The organism is Streptomyces sp. NPDC047014, from assembly GCF_040644195.1.
Lineage (GTDB): Bacteria > Actinomycetota > Actinomycetes > Streptomycetales > Streptomycetaceae > Streptomyces.
On sequence record NZ_JBEYVX010000115.1, the window covers coordinates 1 to 16,161 of the forward strand.

Sequence of the window (16,161 nt, forward strand, 5' to 3'; positions counted from 1 at the left end):
TGGTGCCGGACCGGGTCAGGGCGAGGACGCGGTCGTAGCGGCGGTGGAGCGGGAACTCGGAGGCGGGGAAGGCGTCGGCCGGGCAGCGGTACGGGCGGGTACGGCGGCGCGGTCGGCCTGGCGGGCAGCGGTACGGGCGCGCGCGGCGGCACCGTCGCCCTCGCCGACTGCGGCACGGGCGGGCACGGCGGCACCGTCATCCTCCCGGGCAGCGGTACGGGCATGCACAGCGCTGCCGTCACGCCCGCAGGCAGCAGTACGAGTGGGCACGGCGGCGCCGTCATCCTCGCGGGCGGCGGTACAGGCATGCACAGCGCTGCCGTCACCCTCGCCCGCGGCAGTGCACCGGTAGCCGAGCGGGACGGAGTCCGCCACGGGCCCCGCCGTCGGGAGCGGGAGACGGGCGGAGCCGGTGGCCCGGTCGACGAGGAGCAGGACCCGGCCGTCCGGGGCGAACAGCCAGGCGGAGCAGTCCCGTACGGGCCTCCCCGCCGGGACCGGCCCGTCGTACCAGGCGCCGTGCTGCGGGGTACGGCGGGTGCGGAGTACGCCGAGCCGGTCGAGGGCGGTGGGGGCTGTGGGGCGGCCGCCCTCCAGCAGGGCGGTGCCGGAGCCGTTGATGCGGGCACGGAGGGCGGAGAGGGTGCGGAGGGCGCAGGCGGGGTCCATGAGGGCGGGCAGGTCTGCGGGTTCGGCGAAGTCGATGCCGGTGATCTCCTGGGCGGGGAGGCGGACGGAGGCGATCCGGTCGGGGGTCCAGGTGCCGCCGTCGTAGACGTGCAGGATCTCGCCGGGGAAGCGCATCTCGGGCGGGAAGCCGGGGGTGTCGGCCGGGACCCAGTCCACGGCGAGGCCGCGGGGGCAGTGCCCGTCGACGCCGAGCTCTTCGCGGAGCTCGCGGGCGGCCGCGGCGGAGGGCGCCTCGCCGGCGTCGACGGCTCCGCCGGGGAGCAGGCGGTCGGAGCGGTAGTCGACGCTCTGGACGAGCACCCGGCCGCGGGTGTCGGTGACGAGCACGACGGCGGCGACCCAGAGGGTGGCACGGGAGGCGCCGTACTCGGCGGGGGACATCCAGGTGCCGGGGGCCGCGGGGGCGGCGGGTGCGTGTACGGGGTGGGCGGGGGCGGGTGTGGAGGCCGGTGTACGAGGTCGGCTTGCCGGGAGGGCGGGGGCGGGCGCGTACTGGTCGCTGCGGTGGGCGGACGCTTCCGGCGCGGCGGGGCGGCCGACCGCCCTACCGGCCGCACTGTCCGGGGCCAGCGCGGCCGGAGCGGCCAGCTGGCCAGCCGAGCGCCCGCCCGACGGCCTGTCGGTCACATGGTTTCGGGCCGTCCGGTTCGCGTAACCACCTTGATCAGTGCGGTCGTTCGGGTCCGCCGCCGCCAGCACGCAATCCGATCCCTTCGTGTCCCAGCAGTCGACACCACCTGTCGGAGCAGTCGCGTTGGCGCCGCCCGCCCGAGCCTGCGCCGTCGCGTCCTCGGGCCGGGCAGCGGAAAGGGCGCGGACCCGCAGGGCCGGGTCGGCCGCCCCGGGGCTGCGCCACCCGGCCGGAGGGGCCGGGGATGGGGTGACGCCCACGGCCGGTGGCCCCGGAGGCGGCGGGGATGAGGTGACGCCCGCGCCCGGTGGTTCCGGACGGAGCAGGGCTGGTGTGGGCCCCGGGTCGGTGTGGGGTGGGGTGGGGTTGGTCAGAGGGGGCATTGGACTCCGTTCGCCCTGGGGGACCCGCCGACTGTGCAACAGGCCGTGCGGGGAAGGGGTTACGGCGTACGGCCGGCGAGGGGACCCGTGGGCTTTGCCGGATCTATACCTCCTTATTACCTGGTTATGTCGTCCTTGGTAGCGTGCCATCGCGGACTGGCGGCCTGAACCCCGCCGGTCCGACCAACGTCACGCGCCGGACCGCTCCGAGGAGAACCACCCACATGCGACGCGCCTCCCGCAGGAGCACCCGGCCGGCGGTGCGGGTCGGTGGCATGGCCGCGGGCGCCGCGGCCGTCGGGTTCGGCGGGCTGTATGCCGCCGGGCTGTTGTTCGCCGGGGAAGAGGTCGCCGTCGGTACGAAGGTCCGGGGCGTCTCCATAGGCGGAATGGGCCGCGCCGAGGCGGTCCGGACGCTGGACCGGGAGCTCGGGCCGGCAGCCGCCGCGCCGGTCGCGCTGCGGATCGGTGAGCGGAGCGAGAAGGCCCAGCCCGCCAGCCTCGGGCTCTCCCTCGACAGCGCGGCCACCGTCGAGCGGGCCGCGCCCTCGGGAGCCGGGCCGTTCACCGTGATCGGGCGGCTGTTCGCCTCCGGCGACCCCGACGTGCCGCCCGTGGTCCGGCTCGATGAGGGGGTGGCGCGCGGCACCCTGGACGGCCTCGCCAAGGCCACCGGATCCGCCGCCCGCGAAGGCTCCGTCGTCTTCGAGAAGGGCAAGGGCAAGGCCAAGGCCGTCGCCCCGGTTACCGGGATCGGTCTCGACGTGGACGGGGCGCTGGGCGCCCTGCGCGCCGCCTACCCCGCCCCCGGCGGCGCGCCGATCCCGCTCCCCGTCCGCCGTACCGAACCGAAGGTCGGGCAGCAGGAAACCGACCGTGCGCTGCGGGAGTTCGCCGAGCCGGCCCTCTCCGCGCCCGTCACGCTCACCGTCTCCGGGCGGCGCCTGTCCCTCTCCCCCGCCGTGCTGTCGAAGCACCTGAGCGTGAAGGACGACGGCGCGGGCCGGCTCGTCCCCGGGGTCGACGCGGGCGCGCTGCTCGCGGATCCCGCCCTCGCGGGCCCGCTGCGGCAGACCGTCCCCGGGCCCGTCGAGGCCCGGCTGCGGCTCGACGGTTCTTCCGGGCGGGTCACCGTCGCCGAGGAGGGCCGGGCGGGCCGCCAGGTGACCGAACAGGCCCTGAGTGCAGCTCTGTTGCCTCTGTTGACCGGTACGGATACGGCGGCCCGTACGGGCGAGGTACCCACCGAGGCGGCCGCGCCCCGGCTCTCCGGGGAGACGGTCGACCGGCTCGGGATCAAGGAGAAGGTGTCCTCCTTCACGGTCGATTTCGAGCGCGCGGCCTACCGTACGACCAACATCGGCCGCGCGGCGGAGCTGATCAACGGCTCGCTCGTACTGCCCGACGAGACCTGGAGCTTCAACCGTACGGTCGGGGAACGCACGAAGGAGAACGGCTTCGTGGACGGCCTGATCATCAACAACGGCCAGTACGAGAAGGCTTCGGGCGGCGGGGTCTCGGCGGTCGCCACCACCGTCTTCAACGCGCTCTTCTTCGCGGGCGTCAAGCCCGTCGAGTACGGCGCCCACTCCTTCTACATCGAGCGCTACCCCGAGGGCCGCGAGGCCACCGTGGCCTGGGGCAGCCTCGACCTGCGCTTCGCCAACGACTCCGGCAAGGCCCTCTACATCCAGGCGGAGGCCACGGACACCTCGATCACGGTGACCTTCCTCGGTACGAAGAAGTACGAGGGCGTACGCGCCGACCACGGCCCGCGCACGAACATCAAGCAGCCCGCCGACCGCACGGGCAAGGGCCCGAAATGCGAGCCGCAGACCCCGCTGGAGGGCTTCGACGTCGCCGTCGACCGGGTCTTCCTGCAGGGCGGCAAAGAGGTCAAGCGGGAGACGATGAAGACGCGTTACACGCCACGCGACAAGGTGACGTGCGAGGCGTGAGCGGCCCGGCGGCCCCTACGGGTGGCGGCGCGGCGGCGGATGACAAGCCGTCGGCGAAGACAGCAGCGGTGACTTCGACGAGAACGAGAGCGGGATCGGGAGCGGTGGCAGGGTCAGGGGCGGGGGCGGGCGCAAAGGCGGCGACGGGGCCGGGACCGGTGCCGGGGCGGGACAGTGCTCATGGAGCGGGGGCCGCGTCGGCACCCGGAGCCCCCACCAGCGGCGGCCGCCTCGCCGGTGTGGACGCCGTGCGCGGGATCGCCGTACTCGGCATGTTCGCCGTACACGTCGGCCCCGGCCCGCAGCCCGAGGGCGCGGGCTATCTGCTCGTCGCCGCCGACGGGCGGGCGCCCGCCCTCTTCACGCTCCTCGCCGGCTACTCCCTCGTCCTCGCCCAGCGCGGCCTCGACCCCGCCCAGCAGCCCACCGGCTGGGCCCGGCGGTGGCGGCCGCTGCTGATCCGGAGTGCCGTGCTGGCCGTGCTCGGGCTGTGCCTGGCCTCCCTGTGGCCCGGGATCCTGGTCATCCTGGCCTTCTTCGCCGTGTACTTCCTCGCCGCCGAGCCCTTCACCCGCCTGTCCACCCCGGTGCTGACCGCCGTGGCCGCGCTGTCCGTGGTCGTGGGGCCGGTGCTGTCGTTCCTGCTGGGACCGGTGTTCGGGTACGAAGCCTCCGGGCGCGGGCTGGTGCCCGAGGCCGCGGATCTGACCAGCTGGTCCGGGCTCGGCGTGGTGCTGTGCGAGCTGCTGCTCACGGGGGCGTATCCGCTGGCGACCTACTTCCCGTACGTCCTGGCCGGGATGGCCCTCGCGCGCCTGGGCGACGTACGGGAGAAGGCGGTGGCCCTGCGGATGGCGGTGTGGGGCGCGGCGGCCGCGGTCGGCGGGTACGGCTCGGCCTGGCTCGCCGCCCATGTCTTCGGCGCGCGGCAGCGGCTGCTGGAGACGATAGCCGTGCACCACCCGGAGGCCCTGGCCGCCGCCGATCCGGTACGGGAGGTGCTGCGCGGCCAGTTCGGCGCGGTACCCAGCACCTCCTGGGACTGGCTGCTCGTGGCCGACCCCTACAGCCAGACGCCGCTGGAGACCCTGGGCAACGCGGGCGTGGGCTGCGCCCTGATCGGCCTGTGCGCGCTCGTCGCGCGCCATGGGGCGGGGGCCCGGCTGCTGCGACCGCTGACCGTACTGGGGGCGATGGCGCTGAGCGCGTACGTCGTCCACGCACTGGTACTGGCCGGCCCGGCCCACGGGGCGGCGTCCTGGTCGGCATGGATCGTGTTCAGCACGACGGCACTGCTCCTCACCTGGACTTGGCAGCGCGTCTGGGCCAACAGCCCCCTCCGCCGCGGCCCACTGGAACACGCCCTGCGCGTGGCCACGCGGGGGCGGGCGGTGGCGCAGCGGCGGGTGTGAGGCCGGCAGCCCTGGGCTGCCGGCCGGATCCCTGGCCCGCCGCCCAGTCCGGGTCACGGTCACCGGCCGGGGCGGATTCGAGGGCCGCCACCCGGCCGAGCCCTGGCCTGCGGCCCGGTGGCACACCCTCTGCGCGTGGCCGCACGCGGGCGAACGGGGGCGCAGCGCGGGCGTGAGGCCAGGAGCGCTGGGCTGGTAGCGGGTCGGGGTTCTGGGCAGCTGCCGGCCGGCGCCCTGACCCGCTGCCTGGTCGGAGTTCCGGACGCCCACTCGATCGGCTTCTGGACCGCCACCCGGTCAGAGCCCCGGCCAGCAGCCTGGTGAAACATGCGCTGCGCGCGGGCCTACGGTGGCGCACCCCCGAGCGGCAGCCAGCTGGTCGGGGTCTTGGGCGGCTGCCCGGCCGGGGTTCTGGGCACCACCCAGTCGGATCCCTGGCCAGCAGCCCGGTGAAACACGCGCTGCGCGCGGGCTGACGGTGGCGCACCCCCGAGCGGCAGCCAGCTGGTCGGGGTCTTGGGCGGCTGCCCGGCCGAGGTTCGGGGCACCACCCAGTCGGATCCCTGGCCAGCAGCCCGGTGGAATACGCACTGCGTCTGGGCGGACGGGGGCGCAGCCTCGGGCGCGTGGTCAGGAGCCATGGGCTGCCGACCGGTCTGGGTCCTTGGCGGCTGCCCGGTCGAGGTTCTGGGTGGCCGCCCGGTCAGTGTCGAGGGCGGCTGCCCGGTCGAGGTTCTGGGTGGCCGCCCGGTCAGCGTCGAGGGCGGCCGCCCAGTTGGAGCCCTGGTCCACGGCCCGGTGGAGTAGAGCGCCGGGGCCTCCGCGAGGAGTACTCGCGTCTCGCGGCGTCCGGAGCCAGTGGGCGGCTCGTCACCTCGTTCCAGGGACGGGTCAAGGCGTAGGCGTCGGTGCAGTCGACTGTGCGGTTCTGCGCTGTTGAGACCGTGTGGGGAAGCGTCGACGATTATCCGTGCCGGTCCGCCGCCCCCGGCCGGTCGGCTTGCGTCACCCGGCCGTGTGATGGGGGGCGGGTGGAGGGGGTGTGGTGCGGCAGGCTGGGGGGATGCAGTTGCGTCGGGCTCTGCCCATGCCCATGACCCTCGCCGTGCTGGTGCTCGGCTCCGGATGTGTGACGGTGCGGCCCGAGGTCGCGCCCGATGGGCCCCGGCCGGCGTCCGCCGCCGCGCGGACCGGGTTCCCGGAGGACACCGCGCCGGGGCTGCCGCTGGGCTCGTTGCCCGTCTCTTCGACGTCGGCGCCGCCGCAGAGTGCCGCACCCGAGGAGCCGGAGCCCTCTCGCGCCCCCGCGCCCCGCAAGGCCCGGCCCGCGCCGCCGGCGCCGGCGCCGCCGCCCCGGGCGAAGGCCCGCCAGCGGCCCCCGGCCCCGCCGAAGTCCCGCCCCGCGCCTGGGCGTTCGTACGACATGAGTGCGCTCTGCGAGGCCGCCAAGGGCACCGTCTCGCCCGCCATCGTCGCCCTCTGCCGCTGAATTCGGTGGAGCGGGCGGCGCGCCGATACCTACAGTGACCGGGCACCCCGACGTCGACCCGGAGCGGACCAGCGGACCATGCGCACCCACTATCCCCGTACGCCCCACCTGCCCTGGTCCCCCGGGGCCTCGGCGGACGACGTACGGGCCACCGGACCGGCGGGGCTCGCCGGCCAGGAGGTGGTGGTGACCGAGAAGCTGGACGGGGAGAACACCACCCTGTACGCGGACGGCCTGCACGCCCGCTCGCTCGACTCCGGCCACCATCCCTCCCGCGCCTGGGTCAAGGCCCTCCAGGGACGCATCGGCGCCGGGATCCCGGCCGGGTGGCGGGTCTGCGGGGAGAACCTCTACGCCCGCCACTCCCTCCCCTACGAGGACCTGGACAGCTGGTTCTACGGGTTCTCGGTGTGGGACGGCGAGCACTGCCTGGACTGGGACCGGACCGTACGGTTCCTGCACGGTCTCGGCGTGCCCACCCCGCGCGTGCTCTGGCGCGGCCGCTTCGACGAGCGGGCGCTGCGCCGGCTGCGGCTCGATCCCGCGCGGCAGGAGGGGTACGTCGTACGGACGGTGGCCGGCTTCGCCCGCGCGGACTTCGGGCGGTGTGTGGCGAAGTGGGTGCGCCCGGGGCACGTACAGACGGACGCACACTGGATGTTCGCGGAGGTCGTGCCCAACGGGCTGGGCCCGGCGGCCCCGTTGTGGGCGGTGCGCTCGGGGGCCGAGGTGGACGGGCCGGCGCTGGCCGCCGCCGTGGGCGCGGACGGCTCCGGCATCGGCGGGCCCCACGCGGCCACCGCCGACGAGATCGCCGAAGCCACCGCCCTGATCGACGGCGCCGGGCGCACCGGTGACGCCCGCCTCGCCGGTGTCCTGGCCGCCCTGCTGCGCCACGCGCCCCGCGCCCGGATCGCGGCGCGGCTCGCCGCGGGGCCCGCGGGGATGCGGCTCGCGCGGCAGGTCGGGGACCTGGTGGGCCTGTACCCGTACCTGGCGCGGCCGTTCCCCGACGCGGAGCGGCGGATCGGGCTGGTCCGGATGGCGGCCGCGGCGGACCTCGGGGTGCTGCACGCGCTCGCGGGGGCGTTCGCGGACGGGCCGGAGGAGCGGGAGTACGTGGAGTGGTCCGCGCTGTGCGCCGAGGAGGCGGGGCTGCTCGGGCCCGACCCCCTGGAGCCTCTGCGCGGCGGGCTGCGGGAGGCGCTGGCCGGGCTGGACGCGGACGCCGCCGACCGCTGCTGGGCGGAGGCCCGGCGCGCGGTGGGGCAGGGGCGTATCGCGGCCCGCGGTCTCAGCGACGGAGCGGACGGCGGCGGGCTGGTGGAGGAGGCCGTGGCGGCGACCTGGCAGTGGCGTGACGGATCGTTTCCCCGGCTGGTGCAGCTCTGCGGCCCCTCGGGCAGCGGCAAGAGCACCTTCGGCCGCGAACTGCCCGGTGTGGCGGCGTACATCGGGCTCGACGACCTGCGCGCCGCCCGGGGCGCACGCGCCGACCAGCGGGCCAACGCGGAGGTGCTGGGCGAGGGTCTGGACCGGCTGGACGCCGCACTGGCCCGGGGCGGGACGGTGGTGTGGGACGCGACCTCCCTCACCGACCGGCAGCGTGCGCTGGCGGCGGCCGTCGCGCGGCGCCGCGACGCGCTGGTCACGCATGCCGTGGTGCTGGTCGAGGAGGCGGAGCTGCGGCGGCGCAACGGAGTGCGGGCCCACCCCGTGCCCGAGGCCGTGCTGGCCGCGCAGGTGCGCCGCTTCGCCCCGCCGCAGGCCGGGCAGGCGCACCGTACGTGGTACATCGGCGCGGGCGGGACCGTGGAGGACACGGCGGGGCTCCTCGGCCCCGCCCGGGGAACGGACGTCGGCGGAGGCCGCGATGCGCACCAGTGAGCAGCTGTACCACCAGGTCCGCTGGGACCCCCGCTTCGATCCGGCGCGGTTCGTGCTCGGCCTGCTCCAGCGCGGGGCGGCGCCGAAGCGGGTCCCGCTGCCCTCGTTCGTACCGGGCGGGGAGATCCCCTGGCACCGCGTGCTGTTCGTCGAGGCCGACGGGGAGCTGGTGTGGGACCGGGCCACCGGTGTCGACCGGATCGACTCCACCACCGCGGGCCGGGTCCGCGAGGCGCGGCTGCTGCGGGCGCCGTTCTTCACGGCGCGCGCCGCGCACGCGTGGCATCCGGCGGAGGGCGCCTGGCGGCCGGTCCAGCCGCTGCCAGGGGCTGGGACCGGGGCCGGACGGGACGAGCCCGCGCCCGGCATCGTTCGGCTGCTGACCTGGAACACGCTCTGGGACCGCTACGACGCCCCGCGCATCGCCACCGCCCGGCGCAGGCCGCTCCTGCTGGCCGATCTGGCCGCGGCGGACGCCGATGTGATCGCGCTCCAGGAGGTCGAGCCGCGGCTGCTGGATCTGCTGCTGGCCGAGCCGTGGGTGCGCGCGGGGTACACCGTCGGTACGGATCCGGGCGGCCGGGACGTCACGGCGTACGGGCTGCTGGTGCTGAGCCGGCTGCCGGTACGGGAGGCGGGGCTGCACGAGCTCGGCCCGCACAAGGCGGTGACCGCCGTGACGGTGGACACGGCGACGGGCCCGCTCGTCGTCGCCGCCACCCACCTGAGCAGCGACCACAGCGAGAACGGCGGTGCGCGGCGCGATGCCGAACTGGCCCGGCTCGCAGAGGGCCTGGCCGGGGTGGACGCCGCGGTCGCGCTGCTGGGCGACTTCAACGACGGGCGGCACGGCAGTACGGGGCCCGCCGTGGCGCTGGGGATGCGGGACGCCTGGTGCGACGTACACGGGGCCGGCGACGCCACGCCCACCTTCGATCCGTCGGCCAATCCACTGGCGGCGGTGGGTTCGCTGACGGGGCGGGCCTCCCGGCTGGACAGGATCCTGCTCGGCTCTACGGCGGCGCGGGTGACGCGGGCGGCGCTGCGCGGGGAGGTGCCGGACGCGGACGGGCTGTTCGTCTCCGACCACTACGGGGTGGAGGCCACCGTCGAGTTCGCGGCGCCCGGCGGCACCCCGGCGCGGCTCGACCTGCCGGCGACGGCGCGGACGGCCGTGGCCTGGCTGCCGGCGGGGCTCCCGGACGCGGTGGACGAGCTGCGGCGGGCGCACGACCCGCAGGCAGGGCGCTGGCCCGCGCATGTGAACCTGCTCTTCGGCTTCGTACCGGAGTCGGCCTTCGGGCAGGCCCTGCCGCTGCTGGCGGAGGCGGCCGCGCGGGTGGCGCCGTTCGAGGCGCGGCTGGAGGGGGTGCACAGCTTCGGGCACCGCGAGGAGGCCGCGGTCTGGCTGGATCCGGCGGCGGGCGGCGAGGAGCCGTGGCAAGGGCTGCGGCGGGCGCTGGTGGAACGGTTCCCCGGGTGCCGGGGGCGCGAGGGCTACACCCCGCATCTGACACTGGGGCGCAGCCGGGATCCGCTGCGGGCGGTGGCCGGGTTCGCGGCGCGGATCGGGGCGGTGCCGCCGGTACGGGTCGGGGAGCTGGCGGTGCTGTCGCGGCGCGGGGACGGCCCGATGCGGGTGCGGGCGACGGTGGCGCTGGGGACGGGCGAGGTGCGGTGGGCGCCGGAGGCGGCGGGCGCTGCCGCGCCGGCGGAAGCGGAAGCGGAAGCGGAAGCGGCGGAAACGCGGCAAACACCGGAAGCCGCGGCAGCGGACGCCCTTGCCGGCCAAGTGACCGCGCGGGTGCGGGCGGTGCTGCCCGGGGCCCGGGTGTACGTGGCGGGCTCGCGCGGGATGGGCTGCGCGCTGCCGGGCGCCGATCTGGACCTGGTGGCGGTCCTCCCAGGGGCCCCGGATCTCGGCGCGGTACGCGACCGGCTGACGGAGGCGCTGCCGGAGGCGGGGCGGCCGCGCGAGGTGACGGGGGCCCGGGTGCCGGGGCTCCGCTTCCGCGTCGGGGCGCTACGGGTGGACCTGGTGGTGGTCGCCGCGGGTGAGCTGGATCCGGCGCGGGCGGTGGCCCTTCGGGCGGAGCTGGGCGAGGCGGCTGCGGTCGCGCTGAGCGCGGTGAGCGACGCGGAGGCCGTACGGGAGGCGGTGGGCGCGGATCACGCCGCGTTCGCGGAGCTGGCCCGGCGGGTGAAGGCGTGGGCGCGGGCCCGGGGCCTGGACGCGGCGCCGTTCGGCGGGCTGCCGGGGGTGGCCTGGGCGGTGATGGCGGCCCGCACGGTCCGGGAGGCGGCAGCCCTGGACCCGGATTCCCTCCTCCAGGAGTTCTTCGCGCACTGGGCGGCCCATGACTGGCACGAACCGGTAACCCTCGATCGCCCCATGTCGCCCGCACCCTCCCCGGACCCGCTCACGGTCCTGACCCCCTCGGCCCCGATCCGCAGCAGCACACCCCAGGTCTCCGCAGCCTTCCGCGACCTCCTCGCCCAGGACCTGTACGAGGCGTGGGAGCACCCGCGAACAGCCACTCGCCCGCCCCTGCACCGCCGCCACGCGGCGTGGGCGGTGATCACGGTGCAGGCTCCGACCGAAGCCGAGTTCGAGGCCCTGCAAGGCCGGGTCCGCGGCCGCCTCCGCGCCCTCCTCACGGCCCTGGAGCAGGCGGGCACCACCCAGATCCACGCCTGGCCCCACCCCTTCGACTCCACCCCGACCCTCACCCACTACGCCATCGGCCTGGGCCCCACCCCACCCGACGCGGCGGAGCTGGCAGCCGTGACCGCCCCTTGGCGGGCGGGCCTACGCGGGGTGGACGTCTCCTGGGCGGCAGGGGGCGAGGTCCCGGACCTCTACTGAAACCTCGCCCCCGGAACCCCTCACACCTCGATGACGATCTTGCCCGGGGTGTGGCCCTCCTGGCTGAGTTCGAAGGCTGCCCGGAGGTCCGACAGGGGGAAGGTGCGGGCCACCGGGACCTTCAGCCTGCCCGTGTCCGCCAGGCGGGTCAGTTCCGTGAGGTCCGCCGCGCTCGGGCGGACCCAGATCCATTCGCCGCCCGAGCCGAGGACGCTCGGGTCCGCGATGGAGGCGTGGCGGCCGTCGTTGTGGAGGACCTCGCGGGTGACCTCGCCGACGCCGCCGACGAAGTCGGCGACGACCGTGGGGCCGTCGGGGACGAGGGCGCGGACGCGGTCGGCGAGGCCGTCGCCGTATTCGACCGGCTCGCCGCCCAGTTCGCGTACGCGGTCGTGGTTGCGCGGCGAGGCCGTGCCGATGACGCGGGCGCCGAGCGCGGCCGCGATCTGGACGCCGAAGGAGCCGACGCCGCCCGCCGCGCCGTGGATGAGGACCGTGTCGTCCTTGCCGGTGCGCAGCCGGGTCAGCAGCTGGTACGCGGTGAGCCCGGCCAGCGGGAGTCCGGCCGCCTCGGCCCAGTCCAGCGAGGCGGGCTTGTGCGCGAGGGCGCGTACGGGGACGGTGACGAACTCCGCGAAGGTGCCGCCGTGCACGTAGTCCTTTCGGGCGTAGGCGATGACCTCGTCGCCCTCGGCGTACTCGGGGCAGTCGATGCCGACGCGCTCCACCGTCCCGGCCACGTCCCAGCCGGGGATGACCGGGAAGACCACGTCCATGAGGGGGTCGAGGCCGCCCGCCATGATCTTCCAGTCGACGGGGTTCACCCCCGCGCACTTCACCCGCACCAGAACCTCACCCGGGCCCACCTTGGGCAGCGGGAGCCGGATCTCGGACAGCACCTCCGTCCCGCCGTACGTCTCGTACGCCATCGCCCGCATGGTTTCCTGACCGCTCCGGCCCGCCTGGGACATGTACCCGACCTCTCCCTGTGTGGTGGATCCCGTCCGGCCCATCCCACCACGCACCCCGCGGTACGGCGGCTCGGCGCGGCCGGTCAGCCCCGCACGGGGAAGGCCGCCTGGAAATCCAGCCGCGCGTCGGCCCCCTCCGCCTGCCAGGCGGCATGGGTCGCGGCGAACCGGGCCAGGCGCTCCGGGAAGCCGTGTGCCAGCAGCAGTTCGCGGCCGGCCGGCTCGTGCGCCGAGCCCGGGCCGCTGAGTTCGGCGGGGTGCACGGTTTTGCCGATGTCGTGGGTGGCCGCGCCGAACAGCACGGCCTCCCGGTCGAGTCCGAGGCCGGGGCAGTAGCCGTTCACCCAGTCGGCCAGCTCGTGGGCGACGTCGTGCACGAGCCTCAGGTGGGCCGCCAGCCGGGGCGGCGCGCCGAGGGTGCGCAGCAGCGCGGACACCCCCGGCGGAAGGGGCCGCAGGGGCGGCTCGGCGGGGGTGTCCAGGGCGCGGTTCAGGGCGGCTTCGGCAGACATCCGGTCACCCTAGAGGTGATCACTCGTATTCCGTGCCGCCCTTGCGGGTCAGGTACGCCGGGCTGACCGCCTTCGCGATGGCGCGCCCGCCCACCACCGGGCTGTACCGCTCGGTCGCGGGCCGGATGACCACGCCTTCCCGCAGGTGCACGGCCCGCCCGGACACCGTTTCGCGTCCGGTGGCGTGCTCCAGCACCGTGTCGAGCGCGTACGGGCCCTCGTACAGCCTCGGTACGAGCGGCAGCTCGCCCTCCGCCAGGACGGCGGCCGGGTCCAGCCAGTGGATCCGGCCGTCGATCTCGGCGGAGACGTCGAAGACGGCGTATCCGGGCGGGGTGTCGCCGGCGCGCACGTCCGTGCCGTAGCCGAGGTCCTGCACCCCCGCCCCGTACACCTCGGCGAAGATGCCGACCCGGGTGGCGCCGAGCCGGGCGGCCAGCGCGGCGGCGACCTCCGGTACGCCATGGCCGCGCACCGCACGCCAGTAGACGTTCCGCTCCTCCTCCTTGAGCGCCAGGCCCTTCGCGCCGAAGCCCTTGGAGGAGACGAGGGAGCGCCCGTCCTCGGCCACGTACGTGAACAGGGAGGCGGTGCCGTGCAGTTTTTCGGTGAGGACCACCGGCTCGCCGGGCTCGAAGATGTGCGGGTAGCGCTGGAGGTTCTCGATGTCCACCCACGGCAGGAGGTCGGCGCCGGCCTCCACCTCACCGCTCATGGTCGTCGGTATCGGCGGTACCCACTTGGTGATGCCCAGCAGTTCCGCGAAGTCCGTGCCCTCCTCGGCCGCCCGGCACAGGTCCACGTCCGCGAGCGCCCGCGGCCTGCACACCAGCCCCTGCGACAGCTCTCCGCGCAGCCGGACCGCCTTGACCCGGTCGGCGGAGCCGCCCGCGAGCCGGCCGGTGAGTCCCAGCTCCGCGATGAGATCGGCGGGCAGGACGGCCTGTTCGGGGATGTAGAGCGCGAACTCGCCGGTGCGGTAGGCGCCCTTGGCGATGACGGCCCGGTAGAGGCCGACCTGGGCGAGCTCCAGGGCGTCGGCGTTCGGGTGCTCGTGGACGGTCAGCTCTTCTGCGGTGACGCGCAGGGTGGACATGTACGGCTCCAACGGTTCCTCGGTGGCACGGACGGGGGCGGGTCGGCGCCCGCTGCTGCGGAACGCCGTTGCGGATACTGTCCGTTGCGGCATTTCCGCTGGTCCAGCGATTATCGCGGTGCTAGCCTGCCGCCTTCCGTCCTCCCCCGGGGGCCGCGGCCGGCGGTGCGGGTGTCACCCGGACGCGTGAGCGGGGCGTACCCGGCGGGGCGCTGTGCGGCAAGGTGGGCGGGTGCAGTTACACCGGGCCGTGCCCCTCTCCCTCGTCGCCCTCCTCGCCAGCGCCGGCTGTGTCTCCGTAGGCCCCCGGGATCCCGCGCCGGAGCCCGCGCGGACCTCCGTACCGCCCGTGGGCGCGCCCGCGGACCCCTCGCCCGGGGCCGACGCGCTCCCGCTCGGGCGGCTGCCCGCCGCCGCCCCCGAGCCCACCGCGAAGGCCGCACCGCGTCCCCGGCACACCCGCGTGCCGGGACCGGCCGGGGCGGGCCATCCGCGACGGCGGCCGCCCGCGCCGCCCCGCACGGACGAGATGTGCGCGCTCGCGGACGGCTCCGGAGTCGTACCGCCCTCGATCGTCGACCTGTGCCTGCGCCAGTACGGCCGCTGATCCCGGACGGGCCGCTGACCCCGGTGCGAAGCTTGACCCTCTCCCTGTGTCAGACCTTGTAGTGGAGCGCGTCATGTTCACCATCGGAGACTTCGCCAAGCACGGCCGGGTATCGGTCCGCATGCTGCGACTGCGGCAGGCCGAGCTGGAGGCCGCCCTGGCCGCCGCGGCGGCCCGGCTGGTGCAGGTCGAGGCGAGGCTCCGGACCATCGAGAGCGAGGGAACCATGCCCGCCGACGACATCGTCGTGAAGAGCCTTCCGCCCGTCCGGGTCGCCCGGCTGACCGGCACCGCCGCGAGCTTCGAGCCCGCGGACATCACCGGGGTGATCGTCCCGCTGTACGAGGAGCTGTGCCGCCGCTTCGAGGAGGCGGGGATCTCCCCGGCCGGTCCGGGCCTCTCCCACTACGAGGACGCGCCCGGCGCGGAGCCCGGCACCGCCGTCCTCGTCCACGCCGCGCTGCCGGTGGCGGGCCCGGTGCGCGCCGCGCAGCTGGGCGGTGCGGTAGAGATCGTCACGCTGCCCGCGGTGGAGCGCGCGGCGACCGTCGTGCACCGGGGCGCGATGGACGGCGTACTGCCGACGGCGCAGGCGCTCGCGCGCTGGATCGACGCGCACGGCCACCGCTCGGCCGGGTACGCCCGCGAGCTGACCCTCGCCTGCCCGGAGGATCCCGCGCAGTGGGTCACCGAGCTCCAGGAGCCTCTGGTCGGCGCGGGCTGACGGGGCGGCGGCCGCAGGCGCGGGCGCACCGGCGGGCCGTGTCGTGGCGGGCGGTCCGCAGCCGGTGCAGGGTGGTGCGGCCGCGCCGCTGCCATTCGCCGCGCGGCAGGGCGGCCCGCTGTCCGCCGCCCGCGATGAGGGCGTTCACCGGGGTCATCGGGTCGGCCGCCATCGCCTTGGCGAACAGGACGCCGACCACGAGCGGGACCAGCGCCACGGCCAGGGCCGAGCCGGCGGTGGTCACGTGCTGCAGGCGCGGGCGGGCGGCCGCGTCGCGCGGGGCGTCGGAAGTCATGGCCCCATTCGACCAGCGGGGGCGTCCCGGGGAATCGGGGCGGATACTCAGGCCGTTGGGCAGGACGTACTCAGATCGGCGGGGCGTACGGGTGGGTGATGGGTGATGACGGCACCGGGGCAGGGCTTCGAGGCGGCGACCGGCGACGGCCCGGAGGAGCCGCCGGGACAGCCCGGCCGGCGGGCGGCCGAGCTGCGCACCGCCCAGGAGGGGCTGCTGCAGATCCGCCGTCTGGTCAACGGCCCGGCCGGGGCCGCGGTTCCCGCGCCCTGGGAGGTACGGTCGCTGCCGCGCGCGGTGGCCCTGGCGCTGGAGGCGGCGGGCATCACCCCGTCGGCCCTGGACGCCGAGGGCCGCCGGACCCGTACGGGCTACCGGGTGGCGGCGGGGGCGGAGCCGGGCCGGGTGGAGGTGACCTGGCCGGGGCCGCCGGGCGGTGGCGCGGCCGAGGAGGAGCGGGAGGGGCTGGCGGCCTGCGCGGCCGTGCTGGAGGGGCTGGGCTGGGTGTGCCTGCTGTACCGGGGGCCGCGCGGGCGCCGCTTCCTCAGAAGGGCAAGCTGCAGACCGGCTCGGTCGTCGCCCTCCAGTGCAAGGTCAACGGCCAGAACATCGACGGCAATTCGATCTGGTACAAGCTCGC

General features: G+C 75.9%; 12 protein-coding genes and 2 pseudogenes. 8 read left to right on the forward strand and 6 right to left on the reverse strand.

What is annotated here, in order from left to right:
• Positions 1 to 690: 690 nt before the first annotated feature.
• A pseudogene (locus ABZ873_RS31525) lies at positions 691 to 1,854 on the reverse strand (NUDIX domain-containing protein); the annotation flags it as partial.
• Positions 1,855 to 1,928: 74 nt separating this feature from the next.
• Here ABZ873_RS31525 and ABZ873_RS31530 point away from each other — a divergent pair.
• Both ABZ873_RS31530 and ABZ873_RS31535 read left to right on the forward strand, forming a co-directional pair.
• Complete coding sequence (locus ABZ873_RS31530) at positions 1,929 to 3,662, forward strand: VanW family protein (RefSeq protein ID WP_360879371.1); 1,734 nt, start codon at positions 1,929 to 1,931, stop codon at positions 3,660 to 3,662.
• Positions 3,663 to 3,901: 239 nt separating this feature from the next.
• Complete coding sequence (locus ABZ873_RS31535) at positions 3,902 to 5,074, forward strand: DUF418 domain-containing protein (RefSeq protein ID WP_360879374.1); 1,173 nt, start codon at positions 3,902 to 3,904, stop codon at positions 5,072 to 5,074.
• Between the two features lie 630 nt (positions 5,075 to 5,704).
• Here the strand turns inward: ABZ873_RS31535 and ABZ873_RS31540 are convergent.
• A complete protein-coding gene (locus tag ABZ873_RS31540) occupies positions 5,705 to 5,866 on the reverse strand; it encodes a hypothetical protein (protein ID WP_360879377.1) in 162 nt (53 codons plus the stop codon).
• A 295-nt stretch (positions 5,867 to 6,161) separates the two neighbouring features.
• On the opposite strand from ABZ873_RS31540, the gene ABZ873_RS31545 reads away from it, so the two are divergent.
• The 3 genes from ABZ873_RS31545 (at position 6,162) to ABZ873_RS31555 (ending at position 11,316) form a co-directional block, all read left to right on the forward strand.
• Positions 6,162 to 6,563 carry a hypothetical protein gene (locus ABZ873_RS31545; protein WP_360879380.1) on the forward strand — a complete coding sequence of 134 codons (402 nt, stop codon included), beginning with the start codon at positions 6,162 to 6,164 and terminating at the stop codon, positions 6,561 to 6,563.
• A gap of 78 nt (positions 6,564 to 6,641) precedes the next feature.
• Positions 6,642 to 8,450 (forward strand): RNA ligase family protein, encoded by a 1,809-nt coding sequence (locus tag ABZ873_RS31550; RefSeq protein WP_360879383.1) that lies wholly within the window; start codon positions 6,642 to 6,644, stop codon positions 8,448 to 8,450.
• Positions 8,437 to 11,316: a poly(A) polymerase gene (locus ABZ873_RS31555; protein ID WP_360879386.1), complete on the forward strand. Its 2,880-nt coding sequence runs from the start codon at positions 8,437 to 8,439 to the stop codon at positions 11,314 to 11,316. The genes ABZ873_RS31550 and ABZ873_RS31555 overlap by 14 nt, the downstream gene beginning before the upstream one ends.
• Before the next feature lie 20 nt (positions 11,317 to 11,336).
• On the opposite strand, the gene ABZ873_RS31560 is transcribed toward ABZ873_RS31555, so the two are convergent.
• The 3 genes from ABZ873_RS31560 to ABZ873_RS31570 form a co-directional block, all read right to left on the reverse strand.
• Complete coding sequence (locus ABZ873_RS31560; RefSeq protein WP_360879400.1) at positions 11,337 to 12,254, reverse strand: NADP-dependent oxidoreductase; 918 nt, start codon at positions 12,252 to 12,254, stop codon at positions 11,337 to 11,339.
• Positions 12,255 to 12,370: 116 nt separating this feature from the next.
• The gene (locus tag ABZ873_RS31565; RefSeq protein ID WP_360879389.1) at positions 12,371 to 12,799 is read right to left on the reverse strand and encodes an HDIG domain-containing metalloprotein; all 429 of its coding nucleotides are present in this window, start codon (positions 12,797 to 12,799) and stop codon (positions 12,371 to 12,373) included.
• Between the two features lie 19 nt (positions 12,800 to 12,818).
• The gene (locus tag ABZ873_RS31570) at positions 12,819 to 13,895 is read right to left on the reverse strand and encodes an RNA ligase (ATP) (protein ID WP_360879391.1); all 1,077 of its coding nucleotides are present in this window, start codon (positions 13,893 to 13,895) and stop codon (positions 12,819 to 12,821) included.
• A gap of 232 nt (positions 13,896 to 14,127) precedes the next feature.
• Between ABZ873_RS31570 and ABZ873_RS31575 the strand changes: the two genes are divergently transcribed.
• Both ABZ873_RS31575 and ABZ873_RS31580 read left to right on the forward strand, forming a co-directional pair.
• Positions 14,128 to 14,502: a hypothetical protein gene (locus tag ABZ873_RS31575; RefSeq protein ID WP_360879394.1), complete on the forward strand. Its 375-nt coding sequence runs from the start codon at positions 14,128 to 14,130 to the stop codon at positions 14,500 to 14,502.
• Between the two features lie 73 nt (positions 14,503 to 14,575).
• Positions 14,576 to 15,226, forward strand: coding sequence for a MerR family transcriptional regulator (locus tag ABZ873_RS31580; RefSeq protein WP_360879403.1), 651 nt, complete (start codon positions 14,576 to 14,578; stop codon positions 15,224 to 15,226).
• On the opposite strand, the gene ABZ873_RS31585 is transcribed toward ABZ873_RS31580, so the two are convergent.
• Entirely contained in the window at positions 15,189 to 15,521 is a 333-nt protein-coding gene (locus ABZ873_RS31585; protein ID WP_360879397.1) for a hypothetical protein, read from the reverse strand. The two genes, ABZ873_RS31580 and ABZ873_RS31585, sit on opposite strands and share 38 nt — an antisense overlap.
• Before the next feature lie 105 nt (positions 15,522 to 15,626).
• Here ABZ873_RS31585 and ABZ873_RS31590 point away from each other — a divergent pair.
• A pseudogene (locus tag ABZ873_RS31590) lies at positions 15,627 to 16,067 on the forward strand (hypothetical protein); the annotation flags it as partial.
• Positions 16,068 to 16,161: the final 94 nt, after the last annotated feature.